Source organism: Pontibacillus salicampi (assembly GCF_042434395.1).
In the GTDB taxonomy this organism is placed as follows: domain Bacteria; phylum Bacillota; class Bacilli; order Bacillales; family BH030062; genus Pontibacillus; species Pontibacillus salicampi.
The window spans coordinates 95617-114011 of the sequence record NZ_JBHLTP010000010.1 but is presented as its reverse complement, the minus strand read 5'-3'; the positions used below and the strand labels follow the sequence as shown (position 1 = coordinate 114011).

Annotated in this window: 21 protein-coding genes and 1 riboswitch; of the genes, 11 read left to right on the top strand and 10 right to left on the bottom strand. The window is 42.2% G+C overall.

The window, feature by feature from the left end; all coding sequences use genetic code 11:
- On the top strand, positions 1-90 hold a 90-nt coding region (locus ACFFGV_RS12145; RefSeq protein ID WP_377348203.1), incomplete at its 5' end, for an IS3 family transposase.
- Between the two features lie 89 nt (positions 91-179).
- Here the strand turns inward: ACFFGV_RS12145 and ACFFGV_RS12140 are convergent.
- The 4 genes from ACFFGV_RS12140 to cidR form a co-directional block, all read right to left on the bottom strand.
- A complete protein-coding gene (locus tag ACFFGV_RS12140; RefSeq protein ID WP_377348196.1) occupies positions 180-1577 on the bottom strand; it encodes a tetratricopeptide repeat protein in 1398 nt (465 codons plus the stop codon).
- Positions 1578-1668: 91 nt separating this feature from the next.
- Positions 1669-2037, bottom strand: a complete 369-nt coding sequence (locus ACFFGV_RS12135) for a hypothetical protein (RefSeq protein ID WP_377348194.1) — start codon at positions 2035-2037, stop codon at positions 1669-1671.
- Positions 2038-2054: 17 nt separating this feature from the next.
- The gene (locus ACFFGV_RS12130; protein WP_377348192.1) at positions 2055-2576 is read right to left on the bottom strand and encodes an acyl-CoA thioesterase; all 522 of its coding nucleotides are present in this window, start codon (positions 2574-2576) and stop codon (positions 2055-2057) included.
- 278 nt (positions 2577-2854) lie between these two features.
- Complete coding sequence (gene cidR, locus ACFFGV_RS12125; RefSeq protein WP_377348189.1) at positions 2855-3745, bottom strand: cidABC operon transcriptional activator CidR; 891 nt, start codon at positions 3743-3745, stop codon at positions 2855-2857.
- A 172-nt stretch (positions 3746-3917) separates the two neighbouring features.
- On the opposite strand from cidR, the gene ACFFGV_RS12120 reads away from it, so the two are divergent.
- The 10 genes from ACFFGV_RS12120 to ACFFGV_RS12075 all read left to right on the top strand — a co-directional run bounded on the left by ACFFGV_RS12120 (position 3918) and on the right by ACFFGV_RS12075 (position 9525).
- On the top strand, positions 3918-4301 hold the full coding sequence (locus ACFFGV_RS12120; protein WP_377348187.1) for a hypothetical protein: 384 nt from the start codon (positions 3918-3920) through the stop codon (positions 4299-4301).
- Positions 4302-4359: 58 nt separating this feature from the next.
- A complete protein-coding gene (locus tag ACFFGV_RS12115; protein WP_377348185.1) occupies positions 4360-4677 on the top strand; it encodes a helix-turn-helix domain-containing protein in 318 nt (105 codons plus the stop codon).
- Between the two features lie 314 nt (positions 4678-4991).
- Positions 4992-6137, top strand: coding sequence for a hypothetical protein (locus ACFFGV_RS12110; protein ID WP_377348183.1), 1146 nt, complete (start codon positions 4992-4994; stop codon positions 6135-6137).
- The gene (gene sipW, locus ACFFGV_RS12105) at positions 6134-6688 is read left to right on the top strand and encodes a signal peptidase I SipW (protein WP_377348181.1); all 555 of its coding nucleotides are present in this window, start codon (positions 6134-6136) and stop codon (positions 6686-6688) included. The genes ACFFGV_RS12110 and sipW overlap by 4 nt, the downstream gene beginning before the upstream one ends.
- A 70-nt stretch (positions 6689-6758) precedes the next feature.
- On the top strand, positions 6759-7352 hold the full coding sequence (locus ACFFGV_RS12100; RefSeq protein WP_377348179.1) for a CalY family protein: 594 nt from the start codon (positions 6759-6761) through the stop codon (positions 7350-7352).
- A 67-nt stretch (positions 7353-7419) separates the two neighbouring features.
- Complete coding sequence (locus tag ACFFGV_RS12095; RefSeq protein WP_377348176.1) at positions 7420-8103, top strand: TasA family protein; 684 nt, start codon at positions 7420-7422, stop codon at positions 8101-8103.
- Positions 8104-8172: 69 nt separating this feature from the next.
- Complete coding sequence (locus tag ACFFGV_RS12090; protein ID WP_377348174.1) at positions 8173-8352, top strand: hypothetical protein; 180 nt, start codon at positions 8173-8175, stop codon at positions 8350-8352.
- 12 nt (positions 8353-8364) lie between these two features.
- A complete protein-coding gene (locus ACFFGV_RS12085; protein WP_377348172.1) occupies positions 8365-9018 on the top strand; it encodes a class D sortase in 654 nt (217 codons plus the stop codon).
- Between the two features lie 47 nt (positions 9019-9065).
- Positions 9066-9197, top strand: coding sequence for an anti-repressor SinI family protein (locus tag ACFFGV_RS12080; protein ID WP_377348170.1), 132 nt, complete (start codon positions 9066-9068; stop codon positions 9195-9197).
- 19 nt (positions 9198-9216) lie between these two features.
- A complete protein-coding gene (locus ACFFGV_RS12075; protein ID WP_377348168.1) occupies positions 9217-9525 on the top strand; it encodes a helix-turn-helix domain-containing protein in 309 nt (102 codons plus the stop codon).
- Positions 9526-9582: 57 nt separating this feature from the next.
- On the opposite strand, the gene ade is transcribed toward ACFFGV_RS12075, so the two are convergent.
- The 6 genes from ade to ACFFGV_RS12045 form a co-directional block, all read right to left on the bottom strand.
- The gene (gene ade / locus ACFFGV_RS12070; protein ID WP_377348166.1) at positions 9583-11346 is read right to left on the bottom strand and encodes an adenine deaminase; all 1764 of its coding nucleotides are present in this window, start codon (positions 11344-11346) and stop codon (positions 9583-9585) included.
- 86 nt (positions 11347-11432) lie between these two features.
- Positions 11433-11534, bottom strand: a riboswitch (purine riboswitch).
- 118 nt (positions 11535-11652) lie between these two features.
- The gene (locus ACFFGV_RS12065) at positions 11653-13188 is read right to left on the bottom strand and encodes an AbgT family transporter (protein ID WP_377348164.1); all 1536 of its coding nucleotides are present in this window, start codon (positions 13186-13188) and stop codon (positions 11653-11655) included.
- Between the two features lie 35 nt (positions 13189-13223).
- On the bottom strand, positions 13224-14528 hold the full coding sequence (locus ACFFGV_RS12060; protein ID WP_377348201.1) for a hypothetical protein: 1305 nt from the start codon (positions 14526-14528) through the stop codon (positions 13224-13226).
- 5 nt (positions 14529-14533) lie between these two features.
- On the bottom strand, positions 14534-15778 hold the full coding sequence (locus ACFFGV_RS12055; RefSeq protein WP_377348162.1) for a M20 family metallo-hydrolase: 1245 nt from the start codon (positions 15776-15778) through the stop codon (positions 14534-14536).
- Positions 15771-17072 (bottom strand): amidohydrolase, encoded by a 1302-nt coding sequence (locus tag ACFFGV_RS12050; protein WP_377348160.1) that lies wholly within the window; start codon positions 17070-17072, stop codon positions 15771-15773. Before ACFFGV_RS12050 ends, ACFFGV_RS12055 begins: the two co-directional genes overlap by 8 nt.
- A gap of 2 nt (positions 17073-17074) precedes the next feature.
- Complete coding sequence (locus tag ACFFGV_RS12045; protein WP_377348158.1) at positions 17075-18286, bottom strand: M20 metallopeptidase family protein; 1212 nt, start codon at positions 18284-18286, stop codon at positions 17075-17077.
- Between the last annotated feature and the right edge of the window lie 109 nt (positions 18287-18395).

Below are 18395 nucleotides of genomic sequence, written 5' to 3'. Positions count from 1 at the left end.
ATGATCTACTACAACAATTATCGTTATCAGTGGAACTTAAAAAAGATGACCCCTGTAGAATACAGAGATCATCTTCTTAAGTCAGCCTAGCCTTTTTTTAAATGTCCTTTACAAAGGGTACACTTTACAAAAGGATTGGGAGCTTTTTTTATGACGCTTACCATACGCGTTCCATTTCATTATTGGGCGTTTTCTACCATATCCACGTATAGCTTTTGATACGCTTTGGCTTCCTGCTTCATGCCGAGCTCATTGTAAAGCTTTGAGAGCCATTGGACAGGCTTTGGATTGTGCTCATTTAATTCCATTTCAAAGCTGAAGCACTCAATAGCTTGATTTAATTGGTTAAACGTGTAATACAGCTCTCCAAGCTGCAGCTGATGGTTCGGGTCATCCTGAAAGGCCTGCATGCGCTCGATTTGTTGAACGACCTCTTGCGCTTCTGGAATGGTGGCTAAAGGATCTAGCCAATCCTTGATATAGGATAAATCATGATCCGTCATTAGTATCCGTATCGCCTTCTCTAGTAAGGTTCTAGCCTGATTCGGAATGACGGTGAAGAGGGAAGCGATGACATGATTCAACTCTTCAAGCGATAGGGAGCCCGAGGCTAAATCGATATGGTCGACAATCGTATTAAACTGCTGTAATTGCTTTTCCTCTAAGGTAAGGTCGTGAGTAGCTATGAGCTTCAATGCCTTCTCCGGTGCATCCTGGCTTAAATATTGCTCCAATAAATCTGACTGGAGTGGAGGGGAGGCAGGTATTCGGCTATAGAGGTCCTCCAGCACGGTCGTATAGGCATCACCGCTAAAGTGGACGCGTAATTTATCTGTGAGTAATGGATAGGAAGAGCCTGCTGGTTCGATCTCCACGCGCTTTATACAAACGGCTAATTCCTCTAGCCATCTCCCTTGTCGTTGAAGGAAAGCTATGAGCTGGTTGTACTTGTTTTCGTCCGAAAGCTCCTGCCATAAAGTGTTTTCCATAAAGAAGGGGTCTTTATCCCAAAGTGATGGATCAAGCTTTTCGTAAAGTGGACTAAATTTTTTAAATTCCAGCTCGCCAGCAAGCGAGCGCACCCAGCTGTGTGTGGGGGCAAAAGTTTCGAGAATCCGGTACATCCGGTAGCATGCAAACATTTTTCCGGATCGACGGTCATCGTAGAAGAGCGTCTTTATAAAGCGGACGAGCTGTTCTTTTTTGATAAAGGATTCGAAAAAAGTGGCGATTACTGTCGTTTCTTGATTGGAAAACTGTTTTTGTAGTCTTGGAAACAAATCATTGAAGCGGTGTTTTTTGTACACATCCGATGCAGCTAGAGTGGCATCAATAAACGGGTGAGGAGATGGAAAGGTTATACCGTGCTGATAAGCATTGGCAATGTGGGAGTCCGGCTTAAAAGGCTTCGCTTTCACTATGTTTAAATACTTATTTTTATAATAGAACATATAAAAAGTTTCATTCTGTTCATCTGTAAGTTCGATTATTTTACTTTGCTGATACATCGTCATACGTTTTATCTCATACGTGTAGGTGTGTTTGTGATCTTTGACGGATAGCTTTGTTTGAGACATGGAATCCCTCCTATCGTTATATTGAGCGTATCATATTTTACAAGTTTTAGCACGAGTAAAAAAATACCCCAGGCTTAGCCTGAGGTGAATTCTATTTAATAATGGTGGAGCCTTTAATTTTTTCAGGTCGTGCTCCGAGCATCAGAAGGCTGAATTTAGCGTAGCCAATATGCTGGTGTGTGTGAAGCACCTCACGCAAGAGGTGGAATTGGCTCTCATTTAACAGTTTGTTTATTTCCTGGTGATAAAGGTCAAGCACAGACCCTTTTACATGTGCTGGTTCATGCGTACTCGAATTGGGATGCAACAGCTTGCACCCCATATAGTGATATGGAATTTGAAGCTGACGGGTCAAGCTTACGACATGGAGCATATTTTCATAGAGCTCAGGCTCCTCTGCTTTTACATTCTCTATAGCTGCTTTGGCACGATACAATTCATCCAGACTGCTTAATGTCATGGGTTAGCCCCCTTTTCTTAATATTCATCCCACGGTTTAATAAGCGTTATATGCTCAGCTAATTCCTTACTTTTCTTGCGACGGGCCTTACGCTCTTCCGCTCGCTCCGGCGCCGTTTCGTAAATGAATTTCTCTTCCTTTGATTCTGGAATAACCTCTGGCACCTCAACCGGATTCTTATCATCATCAAGCGCCACAAACGTTAAGAATGCAGTAGCGGCAACACGTCTATTACCATTGAGCATATCCTCAGCAATCACCTTGCAAAAAATCTCCATAGATGTTTTTCCAGTATAAGAAACATACGATTCGACACATACCGAATCGGATTGCTGTATGGGATGCAGAAAGTGAATAGAATCAGTAGAGGCTGTTACACATTCTCTCACTCTAGAATGCCGCCTCGCTGATAAGGTCGCGTTGTTATCAAGCTTTTTCATCAGCACACCGCCAAATAAGGTGTTATAGTTATTTAAATCGCTAACAAGTACTTGATCTGTACTCACGATGAGACTTTCTCTCGCTTTCTTTGCTTCCATCTTCCCTCGACCCTTTCTCAATTTATAATCGGTTAACAGGAAAGACATGTCTTTTTCCTACACAACGTTGTTTCGTACATTTCCAGTATAGGCTTCCTTTAATGTCGGGGTAAAATAGCAATCTTTCATTGGAACCATAGACAATATCTATGTAACTGCTTACACTCATTAAATTTCTTCATAGCTGGTCTTCTAATGGGGGGATAGAATGTATATGCCAGTTATTTCAGGGGAGTTAAAAGACAGCCACTAGAAGGAAGAGGCTGTCTTGTTGCCGCTTATTCGTTTGTTTCTGCTAATTTATCCTGGCTAAAGCGAAGCCACTCCTTTGTTGCGTAAGAAAGATACAAATTCTTGCTCCAAATCATAGCTAAATGCCAGTGGATGCTTGGCTTCGTAACTGGCACGGATACTACATCGCTCTGCAAATATGTACAAACACTCTCAGGAAGGATGGCGATGCCTAATTCAGAGGTCACCATTTCTTCGATTAGATACCACTGGGAGCTTTCGGAAATAATATGTGGGTGGAATCCCGCCTGATGACAAGCAGATAAAATACGATCATGCAGCACAAACCCATTATTAAACATAATAAACGATTCTTCTCGAAGCTCTTGAAGCTCCACCATTTGCTTTGCAGCTAACCTATGAGTAGGAGGTATGACAAGACGCAGCTCTTCTTTAATAAAGGAAAAGTGGTGAAAAAGGTCGTCCTGTGTCGGCATCACGACAAAACCGATATCGAGCTTGTCCTGACTAACATCATGTTCAATCCGCTTAGAGCCGTCCTCCACAAGCTGAAAAGTGATATTAGGGTATGCTTCATGAAATGCTCGAAGCAATTGCATAAACCTGCTAGAGCTAATGATTGGTGGGACACCAATTCGTATATGCCCCTTCTCCAGCCCTAACAGGTGATCCACCTCTGTTTCAAGGTTTTGAAATGCTTTATCGATGGCTTTAGCCTGCTCTAATATAACGCGGCCAGCATCTGTGAGCACAAGCTGTTTTTTCGAACGATCGAAAAGCTCCACCCCAAGATCCATTTCCAGGTTTTTAATCATTTTACTTATCGTTGGCTGCGTTATATAAAGCTGTTCCGCTGCTTTCGTGAAGCTGTGGAACCTTGACACCTCTATAAAATACTGTAAATGACGTATATCCAATCTTTTTCCTCCTCACATTTTTCTTAAGCTGTTCCCATGTAAACACATCCCGTTTCCTTATCTAGAAACAAGAGACAATTTCCCATTTACTTTTGTAAAAGGGAGACGGTATAATGATAAATAGTTCTTAAAAAAGAACAAATAAGATTTATATATAGAACGAGGTGTAGCCATGAACTGGATATGTAAGGGAAGGCTTTATATCACAAAGTGTTATGATATGGATGTATCAGCTAACTGCACCATCATTCCCATCACCCAAATAGACGCAGGAATCTTATTCTTTCAAAGTGACTTAACCCTGCCGAAAGGGGAAGCGTTTTGGTATGAGCTCCATTTTGAGTTTGGAACAGAACGATTCGTTCTTCAAGGGATATTAGATAGGACTGCCAACACGTATCAATTTAAGCTGAAGAATGGTAATAGACAGTGGCAAGCTATTATGAAACGCCTTTATTACATCAACAAATATAAACAAACACAACAATCCTATCAATTTGTGCAACGTGCCTCTAAAGACAAGGCGCTTTTTTTAACACAGGATGTTCTTAATTAAGTACGTTCTTTATTAAATACAACGATACCTGCAACCTTTGCAAAGAGGAGAATAAAACATGGATGGAGCGAAAATTAAAGATTTACGAACGAAACGAGGTTTATCACTAACCGAGCTGGCAAAAAGGTCCGGAGTGTCCAAGTCTTATTTAAGCTTTTTAGAACGAAACATGCAGCAAAACCCAAGCATAGAAGTTTTAGAGAAAATAGCCAAAGCCTTAGATGTAAACATGTACTCTTTATTTATCGATGAAACTACCTGCACCTCCATTAAAGCAACCCATTTAGATCGAGAAACGCTAGAGTTAGCTATTGAACTGGACAATGCTAACGTAGATAAAGAGAAGCTGAGAATGTTAATTGATTTGTTGAAGTAGGCGTGCGGTGCTGTTCGTTATAATGGTTATAATGTTCTTTATAAAAAACGAAAAAGTAAGATATCAGGAGCAAATGAGAGGAAATGGAAGCTGGATTGTTCTTTATAAAGAAATACCGGTGATTATGACGGTTTTCTTTTATGGAGAAGGGTTATATACTCAAATTGTAAGTTCGGTATTAAGAACAACAAAGATTCAACCCTGCGAAAGGAGGAATCTTTCTGGAAAAGAGAAGTGTTAGGTTAAAAAGAATCAAAAGGATTAACAGGCTAAATGCTTCAAAAAAAATTACATCAACACTTGCTGTAAGCTCTATGATTGTCGGAGCCAGTTCTCAATTAGTAGGAAATACTCACAGTCAATTTACTGACCAAGATAAAGATGATTTTACTATAAATGCTTGCGAGGTATTTCCAAGTACTATTGAAAACCAAATGAATGACATTAAAAGAAGCTTGGCTTCCATTATTGAACAAAAGAAAAAGATAGCTAAGAAAGAAACTGCGATTGTAGGCGGTGAGCAGAAAAAACTACCCAAGTTACAATCTCTAGAAGAAAAGGAATTATCGGCATTAAAAGAAGAGCTAACCAATCATAAAACTGAGGCGTTAGCTAAAATCGATAATTTGGAAAATAAGAAAACGAAAATTCTGGAAACCATTGAATTAATGAAAAAAGAGCTGCCAAATTTAACGAAGGATTTGCTAGAACTTTCTACATATCCAGAAAGAGCAGATGTTCACTGCTTAGAAGGTGAATACAAAGTATTAGTAAATTCTATCCTTTCTTTAGTTAAGAATCACAAGGAAATGAATAACTCTGAGATAAAACATATATTTGAGTTTTACGAAAATATAGGAAGTAAAGATACCTCATTATCCATACTCACGGAAACCCAGATAAAAGAGACGCTAAATACATTTGTTTCAACAGAAGAAACAAAAAAACTATCAACAATAAACAAGTCAATCGAAAAAATGAACCAGGTGGTTGATGGCACTACAACGCAAATAGAAAAAGTTACAGAGGAGTTGCTTAAAAGAGAAAAAGAAAAAGAAAAAATAAAGAAAGAAAACCAGGAAAAATTGAAAACAGAAAAAGCAAGCAACACCAAAGAAAAAGCTGAGGTAAAGCGAGAAAGAGATGAGGAAGCAAACTCTGCTGATAAGAAAAATAACGAAGTAAAAAGCAAGGATAATAAACCTCAAAAAGAAGAGCCTCCCTCAAAAGAACAATCAGAGGATCATAAAGAAGAAAAACAAGCCTCTGAACAAATAGATAACAGCCAGGAGGAAGAAGCTGTTGAGAAAGAAGCTTCTTCAAATGATGAAACTGAAGACATTCAATCTGCTGGTAAAGGTACTAAGGAAGATGATCAACAAAAGGATGAAGAGGAAAGTACTCCAAACGAAGATGACCCTGCTTCAGAATTAGAAAAAGGTCAGGTGGATAAACAATGAAAAACATAATAAGCACAGTGTTCTCCGTGCTGTTATATACAGTCTTAATATTTATGGTGTTAGTTGTAGTTGTCTCCAAAGCATCTGGTGGTGAGCCTTCCTTCATGGGGCATAAGGTCATGAGTGTCTTGTCAGGCTCCATGGAACCTACTTTTATGACTGGTTCAGTTATAGCAATAGAGCCGAAAGAAGAAGGTCAGACATATGAAACTGGTGACATAATTACCTTTAAGAAAGAAGAAGGAATATTAGTTACCCACCGTATTGTAGAAGTAAATGGTAAGGGGGATAACGTTACCTATAAGACAGAGGGTGACAATAATAACGCACCCGATCTAGAACCTGTGTTATCAGATAATGTAGTTGGAAAGTATGCTGATTTCACCATTCCGTATATCGGGTATTTTATTTCTTTTGCTAATTCCAAGTTAGGATCTCTACTATTATTGCTTGTACCTGGGCTGCTGTTACTTGCATACTCCGGCTTCACTATATGGCAAGCCATATCCAAGATTGAAGAAGAAAGCAAACCAGAGTCATCAAGTCTTTAATTGGTTGTTCTCCTTGTACATACATGCAAGGGTCAATATAAAAAAACATATTTTTTAGGAGGAATCATTCATGGGTCTTAAGAAAAAATTAGGTTTAGGAATTGCGTCAGCGGCACTAGGTTTATCTTTAGTTGGTGGAGGAACTTATGCATACTTTAGTGATACTGCAGAAGCTACAGGTTCATTTGCTGCAGGTACATTGGATTTAAGTGCTGATCCAACTACTGTTATTGATGTGGATAACCTAAAACCTGGTGATACAATGCTTCGTTCCTTTGACCTTGTTAATGGCGGTAGTCTTGATATTGGCAGCATTGACTTAACAACTGATTACACTGTAAACGGCAACGGTAATAATGGTGGAGAAGATTTTGGTGAACATATTAGAGTAAATTTCTTAATTAATGCTGATAAACTTGATGCTCCAGTTTGGACGACTACTTTAGCAGACCTGAAAAATATGGACCCAGACGTAATTGAAGGGAATTTCTGGAGTCAATTCTTCGCAGAGCGAGGCGGACTACTTGAAGCTGGAACAAGTGATAAAATGTATGTACAATATGAGTTTGTAGATAATGGTCAAGATCAAAACAAATTCCAAGGTGACTCTCTATCCCTTGAATGGACATTCGAAGGAATGCAAACTGCTGGTGAAGCTAGATAATGCAATAAGTTAAGGCGGGGGATTTCCCCGTCTTTTTCTATAAAAAAATAGTTTGTGAGGTATAGAAATGCTGAAAAACATCAATGTTATGAAGCTATTAGCTATATACAGTGTAATAATGTTGTTTGTTGTACTAGTCTCACCCTTTGGAGAAACAAAAGCAATTGATAGTGACCCAGTTATTGATATAAGCACCTCACCTGCCAAGAGAGTGTTTGAGATCAGTAACATAAAGCCAGGAGATACAATGACTCGTCCGTTAGTTATTCAAAATGATGGAAACATTGATTTTGATTATAATATGGCATCAAAAATGATAAGCGGTTCTGATAAACTATTTAACCAATTATTATTAAGTGTTTCGCAAGCAGGAGAAGTTTTGTACTCAGGAACTTTTGGTAATTTTGAAGGGATGTCACTTAGAAGTCTTGGGGTAAACGATAAGGATGAGTTATCGCTTTCAGTCGAATTCCCCTACGAATCCGGCAACGAATTCCAAGGTCTAGCCACCTCTGTACTTTTCACCTTTACAGCAGAAGGAAAGCCTTCTGACGGGGGACCTGGAACAGATTCTCCTGATGGGGATCAGGGAACGGCAGAGCCTTCTGAGCCAGATGCATCTCCGGTGTCAGGGCAGCTGCCGCAAACAGGTGAGTCGGCTCCTACGATGTTCTATGTTATTGGTGGGTTGCTCATGTTAGGAGGGGCGACGCTTGGTGTGGTTTCGTATCGTCGAAGAAGGATGGAATAGGGTTTGTGTTTGAGGAAGGGAGTATCGGCGGTTAGGTGCTCCTTTTCTATTTGTATGGGGGTGGTTGTGGTGGTTCGGAAAGAGTGTGCTGTGTGTTATCGTGCTTCGTTTAGCAGTTCGGGGACAGGGGAATGGGATTGTCCTTATTGCGGGGAGGATTTATCTTCTGAGCCTGTGCTTCCTATTGAGGTGAATCCTGTGTTTCGTCAAGTGTTAGAAAGAGAGGCTGATAGAAGGGAGCTAGAATAGGTAACTATTCGTATGCGCATGAGATGGTTTGCGGGGACTGTGTTTATACTTGGGATAGGGTTGATTCTGTATCCCTTTGTGCAGGATTTATATGGTGAGCGGCAGCAGCATCAGCTATTGGATCGTTTGGAGGCGGAGGGCGTCGAGGATGTATCTCTCGAAGGGGACATGGCTGGACGTTACGATGCATTAAATGCAGTGCTTGACGAAGGCGCAATAACGGAATCGACCACCAGGAACGCTTCCGTGGCGGATCAGGCTTTGCTGGGAAAAATCAGTATACCTTCTATTGAGCTTGAGCTTCCTATTGTCAATGGTGCGACAGAGGACAATTTGAAATATGCGGTGGGACGCCTGAGCGGAACAGGAATGATAGGCGAGGATGGGAATACTGCGCTAGCGGCACATCGAGGGTATAGTCATGGAGAGTTGTTCAATCGCTTGGATGAGGTGCAAACAGGCGATGACATTTCAATAAATGCAGGGCGAATATCGTATAAATATACAGTGCGAGACACGTTTCTTGTATTGCCTACTAATCTCTCTGTGTTAGACGATGTGGAGGATACATCTGTTATTACGCTCATAACGTGTGACCCTGGACAGGATCCAACGCATCGGCTGATTGTCCGAGCGGAGTTAATAGAGAAAAAGGATAACAGCTAGAACGTACATAGGGTGCTTTACCTACTAATCTTAGGAGGCTACATGCGATGACTAAAGGGGAACAAGTCAGGCTGGACCCAGAATGGATTGAGTTAATTCTGGAGGCCAAATGGATGGGATACAGCATCGAGGATATTCGGGCATTTCTTGAAAAAGAAGAGGTCCCTCGCTGCGATTGAACTGTTGGGAGGAGTAGGAATGATTGGAGATCGAATACAGTATTATCGAAAGCAGCAAGGCTTGTCCTTAGAGGAATTAGCGCAACGGGCAGAGGTGGCTGAGCCTTACCTAAAGGCAGTTGAGCAGCATATCAAAACAAACCCGTCTGTATATATCCTGGCAAGGCTTGCGAATGTATTACAGGTGCCGATTCATGAGCTGCAAAAGCAAGAGGAAATGCTGGATAAGGAGTGGCTCCAGCTTACGAAGGAAGCGATGGATTCTGGGATATCTAAAGACGAATTTCGCCAATTTCTCGATTTTAACCATTGGGAGTCTGACCAATAATAGTGCCCACACTCGTTATTATAGGTGTGGGCTTTTGGTTATTCCCTCGGAAATACGCTAGATAGACGTTTGCTTCTTAATCGGACTCGTAACGGATACGTGAGAAAAGGTTTCGACGTCAAACAGCCCTATGTCGGTCAGTTTTAATGAAGGAATAACTGGGAGGGTAAGGAAAGATAAGGTTAAAAACGGATTAAAGTCCCCTTTAAATCCTATGTGATTCAGCGCTTTATGGATTTCCTTTAACCCACTGTACACTTCCTCGTACTGCTGTTCTGCCATTAGTCCCCCAATTGGTAATGGAAGCGAGACAACGACCTTCCCCTTTTGCACGACAACAAGACCTCCTTGGATTGCTTCTATAGCAAGAATGGCTGTATGAATATCCTCATCGTTCGTGCCGGTGGCAACTAGGTTATGAGAATCATGTGCTATTGTTGTAGCAATGGCACCAGTCTCAAAACCGAAGCCTTTCACAATACCAAGTCCTATATTACCTGTTTTATGATGGCGTTCTACGACGATTATTTTTTGATGGTCTTTTTCTCTGGAAGGGTGAAAGAAGCCACCCTGTACGTCAACAGATTCGATTCGTTTATTGGTTACGAGGTTATTCGGTATTATTTCAATTATATGGGCAGGAGCATCTGGTTCTATTGGAATCCTCATGTCTTTTTCTGTTAGCGAGGGGATATGAACGCTGTTAGTTAAGGTATAAGGAGTCGCAGCGGCTGACAGTGATTGCTCCACGTACTGATTGTTTGCGGCTACAAGCTCACCGCCCTTATACACCTCTGCAATAGTTATTTCCTCCAAATTGTCTAATAATAGAAAATCAGCCGCGTATCCGGGTGCAATAGCTCCCTTATCGTGTAGCCCATAGCATTCTGCAGCGTTTAGGCTCCCCATTTGAATAGCTTGAATAGGGTCTATTCCTAGCTGAATGGCCAATCTGACATTATAGTCGATGCTACCTTCCTCCACTAAATCATCCAGATGCTTGTCGTCCGTACAAAACAGGCACCTTCTCGCATTGTGTGGAGTTACGGCTTCCATTAATGCAGCTTCATCCTTCGCAACGGAGCCCTGCCGGAGTAGGAGATACATACCACGGCGCAGCCTCTCCTTTGCTTCTTCGGCTGTTGTGCATTCGTGATCTGTTTGTACACCAGATGCGCGATATACATTAATCGCTTGTGAAGATAGTCCGGCAAGATGACCATCGATGTGGCTGCGCTTGCTTTGATTTTGAACCATTTTGTCTAGCATTCCATCCTCACCGCTTTGAAGGGAGGGGTAGTCCATAACCTCTGCTAAGCCGTGGACGTTTTGGTGTGAATAAAAGCTAGTAAGGTCTTCTGCTGTCAGGGCTGCTCCGGCATTTTCAAAAGGAGTAGCAGGGACACAGGAGGGCAGCATGAATAGAAAATCCAGTGGACTCCGCTCGGCATTCTCCAGCATATAAGAGATTCCCTCTGTCCCTTTGACATTAGCGATTTCATGAGGGTCTGTTATCACCGTTGTCACACCATGGGGGAGGACTACCTTCGCAAATTCCGAGGGAACGAGCATAGAGGATTCCACATGGACGTGTCCATCTATAAAGGAAGGGGATACGTATCGTCCTTTAGCATCTATAACGTGTTCCCCTTCGTACTCTCCAATGCCGACAATCAATCCTTCTGCTATGGCTAAATCCCCTGAAAGTAGTTCCCCGTTAAACACATCAATGATATAACCGTTTTTTACGACAATATCAGCAGGTATATCTTTATTAGCAACAGCAATACGCTTTTTCATTATTGTTTTGGCTAGCGTCATCATTATCCTCCTCTTTATACAAAAACGACAGGTGCACCAGACACCTGTCGTTTGACTATGAGGATATACGTCTGCCGTCTATAACAGCAAACGAATCAATCCTTCGTAGTCAAACTATTTACGGTAGTTTGGTAGAAACTTATGGACCATATTTCCAAGATTATACGTAAGGTATATATATATTTGATAGAAAGTGTAATACATATAGTATGCTACCAAAGCCCCTTTGTCAACGAAGCTGTAAGGGAATGTGTCAAAAAAATAAGAGCCATAAAGCGGCTCTTATTACAAGAAAATTCTGTCATTTTATTGTATATACATATTCACTCCAGGTCCAAATGGGATCCCTAACAGAGCGAAGGCTAGAAGCAATACGATCCATACGGATAGAAAGCAGATGCTGTAGGGCAGCATTAAGGATATAAGCGTACCAAGGCCTGCTTTTTTATCGTATTCCTTCATAAAGGCAAGCACAATAATGATATATGGATTCATCGGTGTAATAATGTTAGTGGATGAATCTGCAATGCGGTATGCTGCTTGAATGAAGGCAGGATGATAGTCGAGCAGGTAAAACATTTTAATAAATATAGGAGCCTCCAGTGCCCATTGGGCAGACCCGCTAAAGATTAATAGGTTCATGACGGCAGTTAAGAGCACAAAGCCGATAATGACAGGAATACCTGTTAGATTCATAGCTTGTAAAAATTCTGCACCGCTCACTGCAATCCAAGTGCCGATATTAGTCCAATCAAAGTATGCAATAAATTGGGCAGCAGCAAAGATAAGCACGATAAATCCAGACATATCCTTCATCGCTTCTCCCATAAAGCTAGAGACGTCTGATGGGGAGGAGATTTTCTTCACGGTAATACCATAGGCCACGCCAATGACGATAAAGAAGAAGAGCGTAATTGGGATAATGCCGTCCAGGAAAGGCGATGAAATTAGTTTTCCATCCTCGCTACGTAACGGAGAGTTTGGCCAAACGATTGTAACCACAATCAGTGCTACATAAACCAATCCCGCAAAAAATGCGTTACGGAAGCCTCTTTTTTCTTCAGCTGAGCTTTCCTCCAGTTCTGATTTCATGTCACCTTGATACGTTCCGAGTCTGGGTTCGACTATTTTTTCTGTGACCAATGCTCCGACGATGGACAAAACAAATACAGAAGCAATCATAAAGAAATAGTTGTCTATAGGGGTAACCTCTATGCTGGAGTCTAATCCTTGCATGACCTCCGTAGAAATACCAGATAGTAAAGCATCTGTGCCGGCAATGATGATGTTCGCTGTGAATCCAGCTCCAACGCCAGCAAAGCCAGCTGCTAATCCAGCAAGAGGATGGCGGCCAACGGTGTAAAACACCATAGCTGCAAGGGGAGGTACAATAACAAAGGCTGCATCAGAAGCTAAATTTCCTAAGATTCCGACGAAAATGACTGCAAGGGTTGTTAGCTTAGGCGGAGCCTTTAGAATGGTGCTTTTGATAGCAGTTTCCAATAGGCCCACTTTGTCTGCGATTCCAATACCAAGCATCATGGCCAGTACAAGCCCTAACGGCTTAAAGCTAGTAAAATTCTCAAGCATCGAGGTCAGGATATACTCCAGCCCTTCACCTGATACGAGACTCTTGATGGCAACTTCTTCTCCAGAGCCAGGCTGCACTACTGTCACGCCAAAGCTAGAAACAAACCAGGAGAGTAAGATAATAAATAGTGCTAAATAGACAAACAGCATAAACGGATCTGGTAGCTTATTTCCTGCTTTCTCAATAAAGCCTAATATTCCATTGCTTTTCGGCTGTTTCTGATACTCTGTTGCGTTCGTTGAATTTGCCATACTGTCATCCTTTCCATGTTGTGAATAATGAATGATTATGCATTGAAACAAAATACCTTTCTCGGTCGCCCTCTTTCACCTGATTGGGTTTCTCCGCATTGAGCGATGATGTTTGCTTTTTCCATTTCTGCTAAAATTCTTCTGGCGTTCCGTTCTGTACCTTTTAGCCACCTCGCCACATCCTGGGAGGAAAATTGTTCTCTTCCATATTGTTTACAGTAGGATAACAGCTTGGAAACGACGCCAGGGCTTATGGAGGCATCTTTCAATTTCTCCTGCCACAAGTCACCCGTTTCGGTAGCGTGATAGGAGAAATCCTCTGACGCTTTTTCTTTTCTTGTTATCGTTTGATCATCATCCATCACTAATAGGGTGGGCTTGTCATATTGCTGTATATTTCGAAAGCAGAGTCGCACATTTTGCTCTGCCTGTGATACCGTTTCGCCAAATCCTATACAGATATTTGCCTTTAAATTGGCCTGGAGCTTTATTTCTTCCATTAGGGAGAATAGCTCATCATCACTTTCCTCACTCAATTCACCTCTTGTCGTAAAAAGGAAAAACAGGCCATCTCCAGGCTGCATGAGCGAACCGTTTATTTTTTCGGCGAATAGGAGAAGGTTACGCTTTAGGTCCAGCTCATGATGCTTAGACTTAAAAGAATAATATAAGGATTCAAGCTCATCTGGATTGAATTCTATTCTGCAGCCAATGATAGCTACCTGTGCATTTCTGTAGCGCGTGGACTGAGCTCGCTCCTCTAAATATTGAATCATGAGCTTAATGGATAGATAGGAAGGAGTTACCCGAAAGACGGGGACACCTTTTTCAGTTAATGCTTGATATACATCCTTGATGGAGGTAATAACTACCTCTGTTCTTCCTTCTGCATACAGTTGTTCATGAAAATGTATTAAGCGGTCTGTGTTCATGCCTGGCTCAAAGGGGTGGTTATAATACTGTAACGATTCAAGTTGATAATAGGACAGTATTTTATCAATTTCCTCAGTCGATATCGTATCAGTACTAACCCGGCGGAAAACGGTCCCCTTCGTAAGCTGAGCTTCTAGTAATATGCCAAAGAAGCTGGAACCATGGAGCGGTGGATAGGTTCCTTCCTGAGGCGTAATAAACTCGTATTCCATAGCGTAGGTGTAGTTTAATACGCCTGAGAAAAGCCATTGGTCCACCTCATACCGATGCTTCGTTAGAATATCTCCAACCTCACTCAATGTTTCATATGTGTACGGGGCGAAGGTGATATGGGTAAACTCCTTCGCTACATACATAATGCGGTCAATAGAATCCTTGGGTCCAATTACCCCGATAGTAGTCTGCATGATCGTCACCTAACTTCTTCCTGTAAAAATTCAGCTATCACACGTGTCCCTTTTTCTAAATCGGACAACGAGGTGTGCTCTTTTGGATGGTGGCTTATTCCATCTGTACACGGGATGAATAGGAGGCCGGAGGGCCATTTATTCGCCATATTCATCACATCATGGCCGGCTCCGCTATCCATAGCCACCCACTTCATTTGTAATTTATCTGATGCCTTCTGGAGCTTTTGCTGTATCCTGTTGTCCAAAAAAACAGAGTCGTTATGAACGAGTGTGTGGACGTCGATTGCCACAGCCCTTTTTTGTTCAATTGTTTTGCAATAGTGAGTAATGCGCTCGGCAAGTTCATGCTTAGCTTCGTCATTCACTGAACGGATATCAATCCCTAATTGTACCTCTCCTGGGATAACATTCATGGCATTTGGTTTAATAGCTGCTGTACTAACCGTTGCTACAAGGGGAGATTCCAGCTGTTCATTCATTTGTAATGCCTGCTCTTCAACATAAGTAATGAGCGGAGCAATAGCTGTGAAGGCATCAGCACGTTTGTTCATAGGGGTAGTGCCAGTATGATTCGCCATCCCGCGACAGGTTATCTGCAGCCGAATAGGGCAGGCTACTCCTCTTACTATCCCAACGTCTGCTTGCTGATCCTCTATTTGCGTTCCTTGTTCGATATGAAGCTCTACAAAGCTTTCTAACGCAGATTGTGGTTTCTCTGCTTTGTCTATCGTGTTCCAGTCCAGCCCAAATGTCTCTATAGCCTCTTTCAGTGTAATTCCCTCACTATCTACAACACTCTCTAGTTCTTCCTTTGGTAACAAGCCCGAAATCGCTTTACTTCCAATAGTCGAGACACCAAAGCGCGCTGATTCCTCCGAGGCAAAACAGATAATAGCTATATTTTTCCTTGGCTCTAGCCTATGTTCTTGAAGCAGCTTAATCGCTCCTAATGCTGTTAGAACACCAGCAACCCCATCATATCCACCACCTCCATATACCGTATCAAGGTGAGAACCTAGTGCTATGGTTGGAGTATAGAAATCAACGTGCCACGTAGCCCATCGGTTGCCTGCTTCATCTGTATAAATATGCAACCCGAGCTCTTTAGCTATTTCCGTATAAACCTCATGCGCTTGCTTTTCTTCTGAGCTGAAGCTTGGGCGAGAGAACCCATTCTCATAATCCATTTCATCAACTAGGTTTAATCGTACTAGATGTTTGTTCAGCCACTGTTGTATATCAGTCATAGCAACCACCTCCTTTCACAATATGGATAAACGTATCTAACGCAGCTGTTAAAACTTCCTCATCAAAATCAAATGCAGGATGATGATGGGTATGAGGCAGCGGAGTCCCGAATAACATATAGGTTGCTTTGCCGCCTTGCTGTTGTACAGCGTTGATCATAAAGCTTGCATCTTCTGAACCCGATACAGCTGCTTGACGAAGTATCTTTGTCACGTAAAGGCTGTTTTCACAGCTTTCTTGAACATAGGATGCTAGTTCAGGACTACATTGTATTTCTTCGGTCCTCCCTGCGGATGTAATGTCTACCTGGGATGCATGCATAGCTGCAGAAGCAGTAAGGACGCGGTTTGCCTGCGCCTCCATATACTCGTTAATCGCTTTGGTGGATCCTCTTGTTTCTATTTCAAGAAAACCATGGTCTCCTATAATGTTCCTCCCGCGCCCTGCTTCAAGCTTACCGACATTTATTCTTGAAGCCCCTCCGCTGTGCCTTGGAATCGCATATAGCTGAGTTGCAGCAGTTGCGGCTGCAAGTAATGCGTTATGGCCTTCTTCAGGCTTCATGCCTGCATGAGAGGCTTTACCTGTGAAGGTAGCGTCTAGCTTAGAGGAGGCGAGGAAACCATTTGTAGTAGCAGCAATACATCCAACAGGGAGAGATTGGATACCAATATGGCCTGTATAGAATTCATCTACATCGTGAAGCCAGCCTCTATCAGTCATGGCCATGGCACCTCTTCCCCCTTCTTCCGCTGGTTGAAAAAGTAAAGTAAAAGAACCTTTCAATTGATCGATATGGGCAGAAATATAGGTGGCTAATCCTAGCCCGATTGCCATATGACCGTCATGTCCACATGCATGCATAATACCTTCATGAGCTGATCGGAAGGAGTGCGCTGCAGGTAGGTGAGTGCTTTCTTGCGATTCAGTAATCGGTAAAGCATCTATATCAAAGCGATAGGCAGTATGTTTTCCAGGTGAGGGAGCACTAATCCTTGCCACGACTCCTGTGTGCCCGTCTACCATCTTTTCCATGATAGGAGAGGGGATGCCATTTTCAGCTGCCTTCTGCTCATGCTCTCTTACAGTTTCCTCACCAGGTACACCATATCGAGCGTCGCTTTTTAGGGCATCCTTGCCGATCCATAGAGAAAACCCCAATGATTCAAGCTCCTTAGCAAGACGATAGGTAGTGTTGTATTCTAAAAAGCCTAATTCAGGGTTCTGGTGGAAATATCGCCGCCAGTCTATAAGCTTAGGTTTAATCTCCTCTATAAAATCACTAGCAGGCAAAGCTATTCCTCCTTCGAATAATGATGTAAGGTGTGGAGCGTATCAAAGGCCAGTTGAGCCATAAAGGCACTGCCGATCGGTAGGGCTGTTTCATTAATTTGGAAGCCTGAATCATGCAACGCTCGCTGCTCCTCTTGATTTTCTAGCCTTGTGCCTAACCAAAGAAAGGCGCCCTGATATTGTTCTAAATATCTAGCAAAGTCTTCCCCGGCTAGAACAGGCTCTACATATGGGGTAGAGGAGGGAGACATCATTCTTTGAGCGGTATCCCTTGCTTGCTGTGCCCATTCAGGGGTATTAATGGTAGCTGGATATCCGTCTAGGTAATCTATGGAGGCCGTTCCATTAAAGGCTGCAACTGTCTGTTCAATAATAGTGAAAAAGCGTTCTTTTACCTTCTTCTTTACTTCTGGCTTAAAGGTTCTAATAGTTCCTTCAACCGTTACCTTATCGGGAATAACGTTATACCGATATCCGCCTTCAATGCGTCCAATTGTTACAACTGCAGCATCAAGAGGATTTATATTTCGGCTTACGATGGTCTGCAAGGCGGAAATAACTTGGTTGGCAATAATAATTGCGTCGTTCCCTTCCTGTGGCATACTTGCATGTCCGCCACTTCCAGAAATTTCGACACAAAAACGATCGGATGCTCCCATCATTTCTTTGTCGATTATGCCAATTTCCCCCACCGAAAGAGATGGCCACACATGCTGTCCATAAATGACATCTGGTGTATATGTCGAAAATACGCCATCCTCCATCATTGGTTTCGAGCCACCTATTGGAGAATTCTCTTCTGCAGGTTGAAATACTAACAGTACAGTACCTGCAATATGTTCTTTCATTTGTTGGAGAGCGTAGCCTGTCCCAATCAGCATGGCTGTATGGGCGTCGTGCCCACATGCGTGCATAATACCTGAATGTTTGGAGATAAATGCATGGTCATTGGTTTCCTGGATTGGCAAAGCATCTATATCTGCTCGTAATGCGACAGTTTTCCCTGGATTATTTCCTCGAATGATGCCTAGTACTCCAGTCTTCGCAAATCCATCCTGCCATTCGACACCGTATTGTGTCAGCTTTTCTTTTATATATGCTGAGGTTTGGTATTCTTCATTACTCAATTCTGGGTATTGATGCAGATGTCGTCGCATGAAAATAATGTCATCCTGTATCGACTCTATATGCTGGTTGAACAGGGAATCGATCATTACATTTGTGCCTCCTTTTTTATTTAAGGACATTTTCCTTTAATATTCCGTTATTGGTGAGTATAACAGAAATATCAGAAATTTCATCCTTTTGAGTAAAATAAGTATA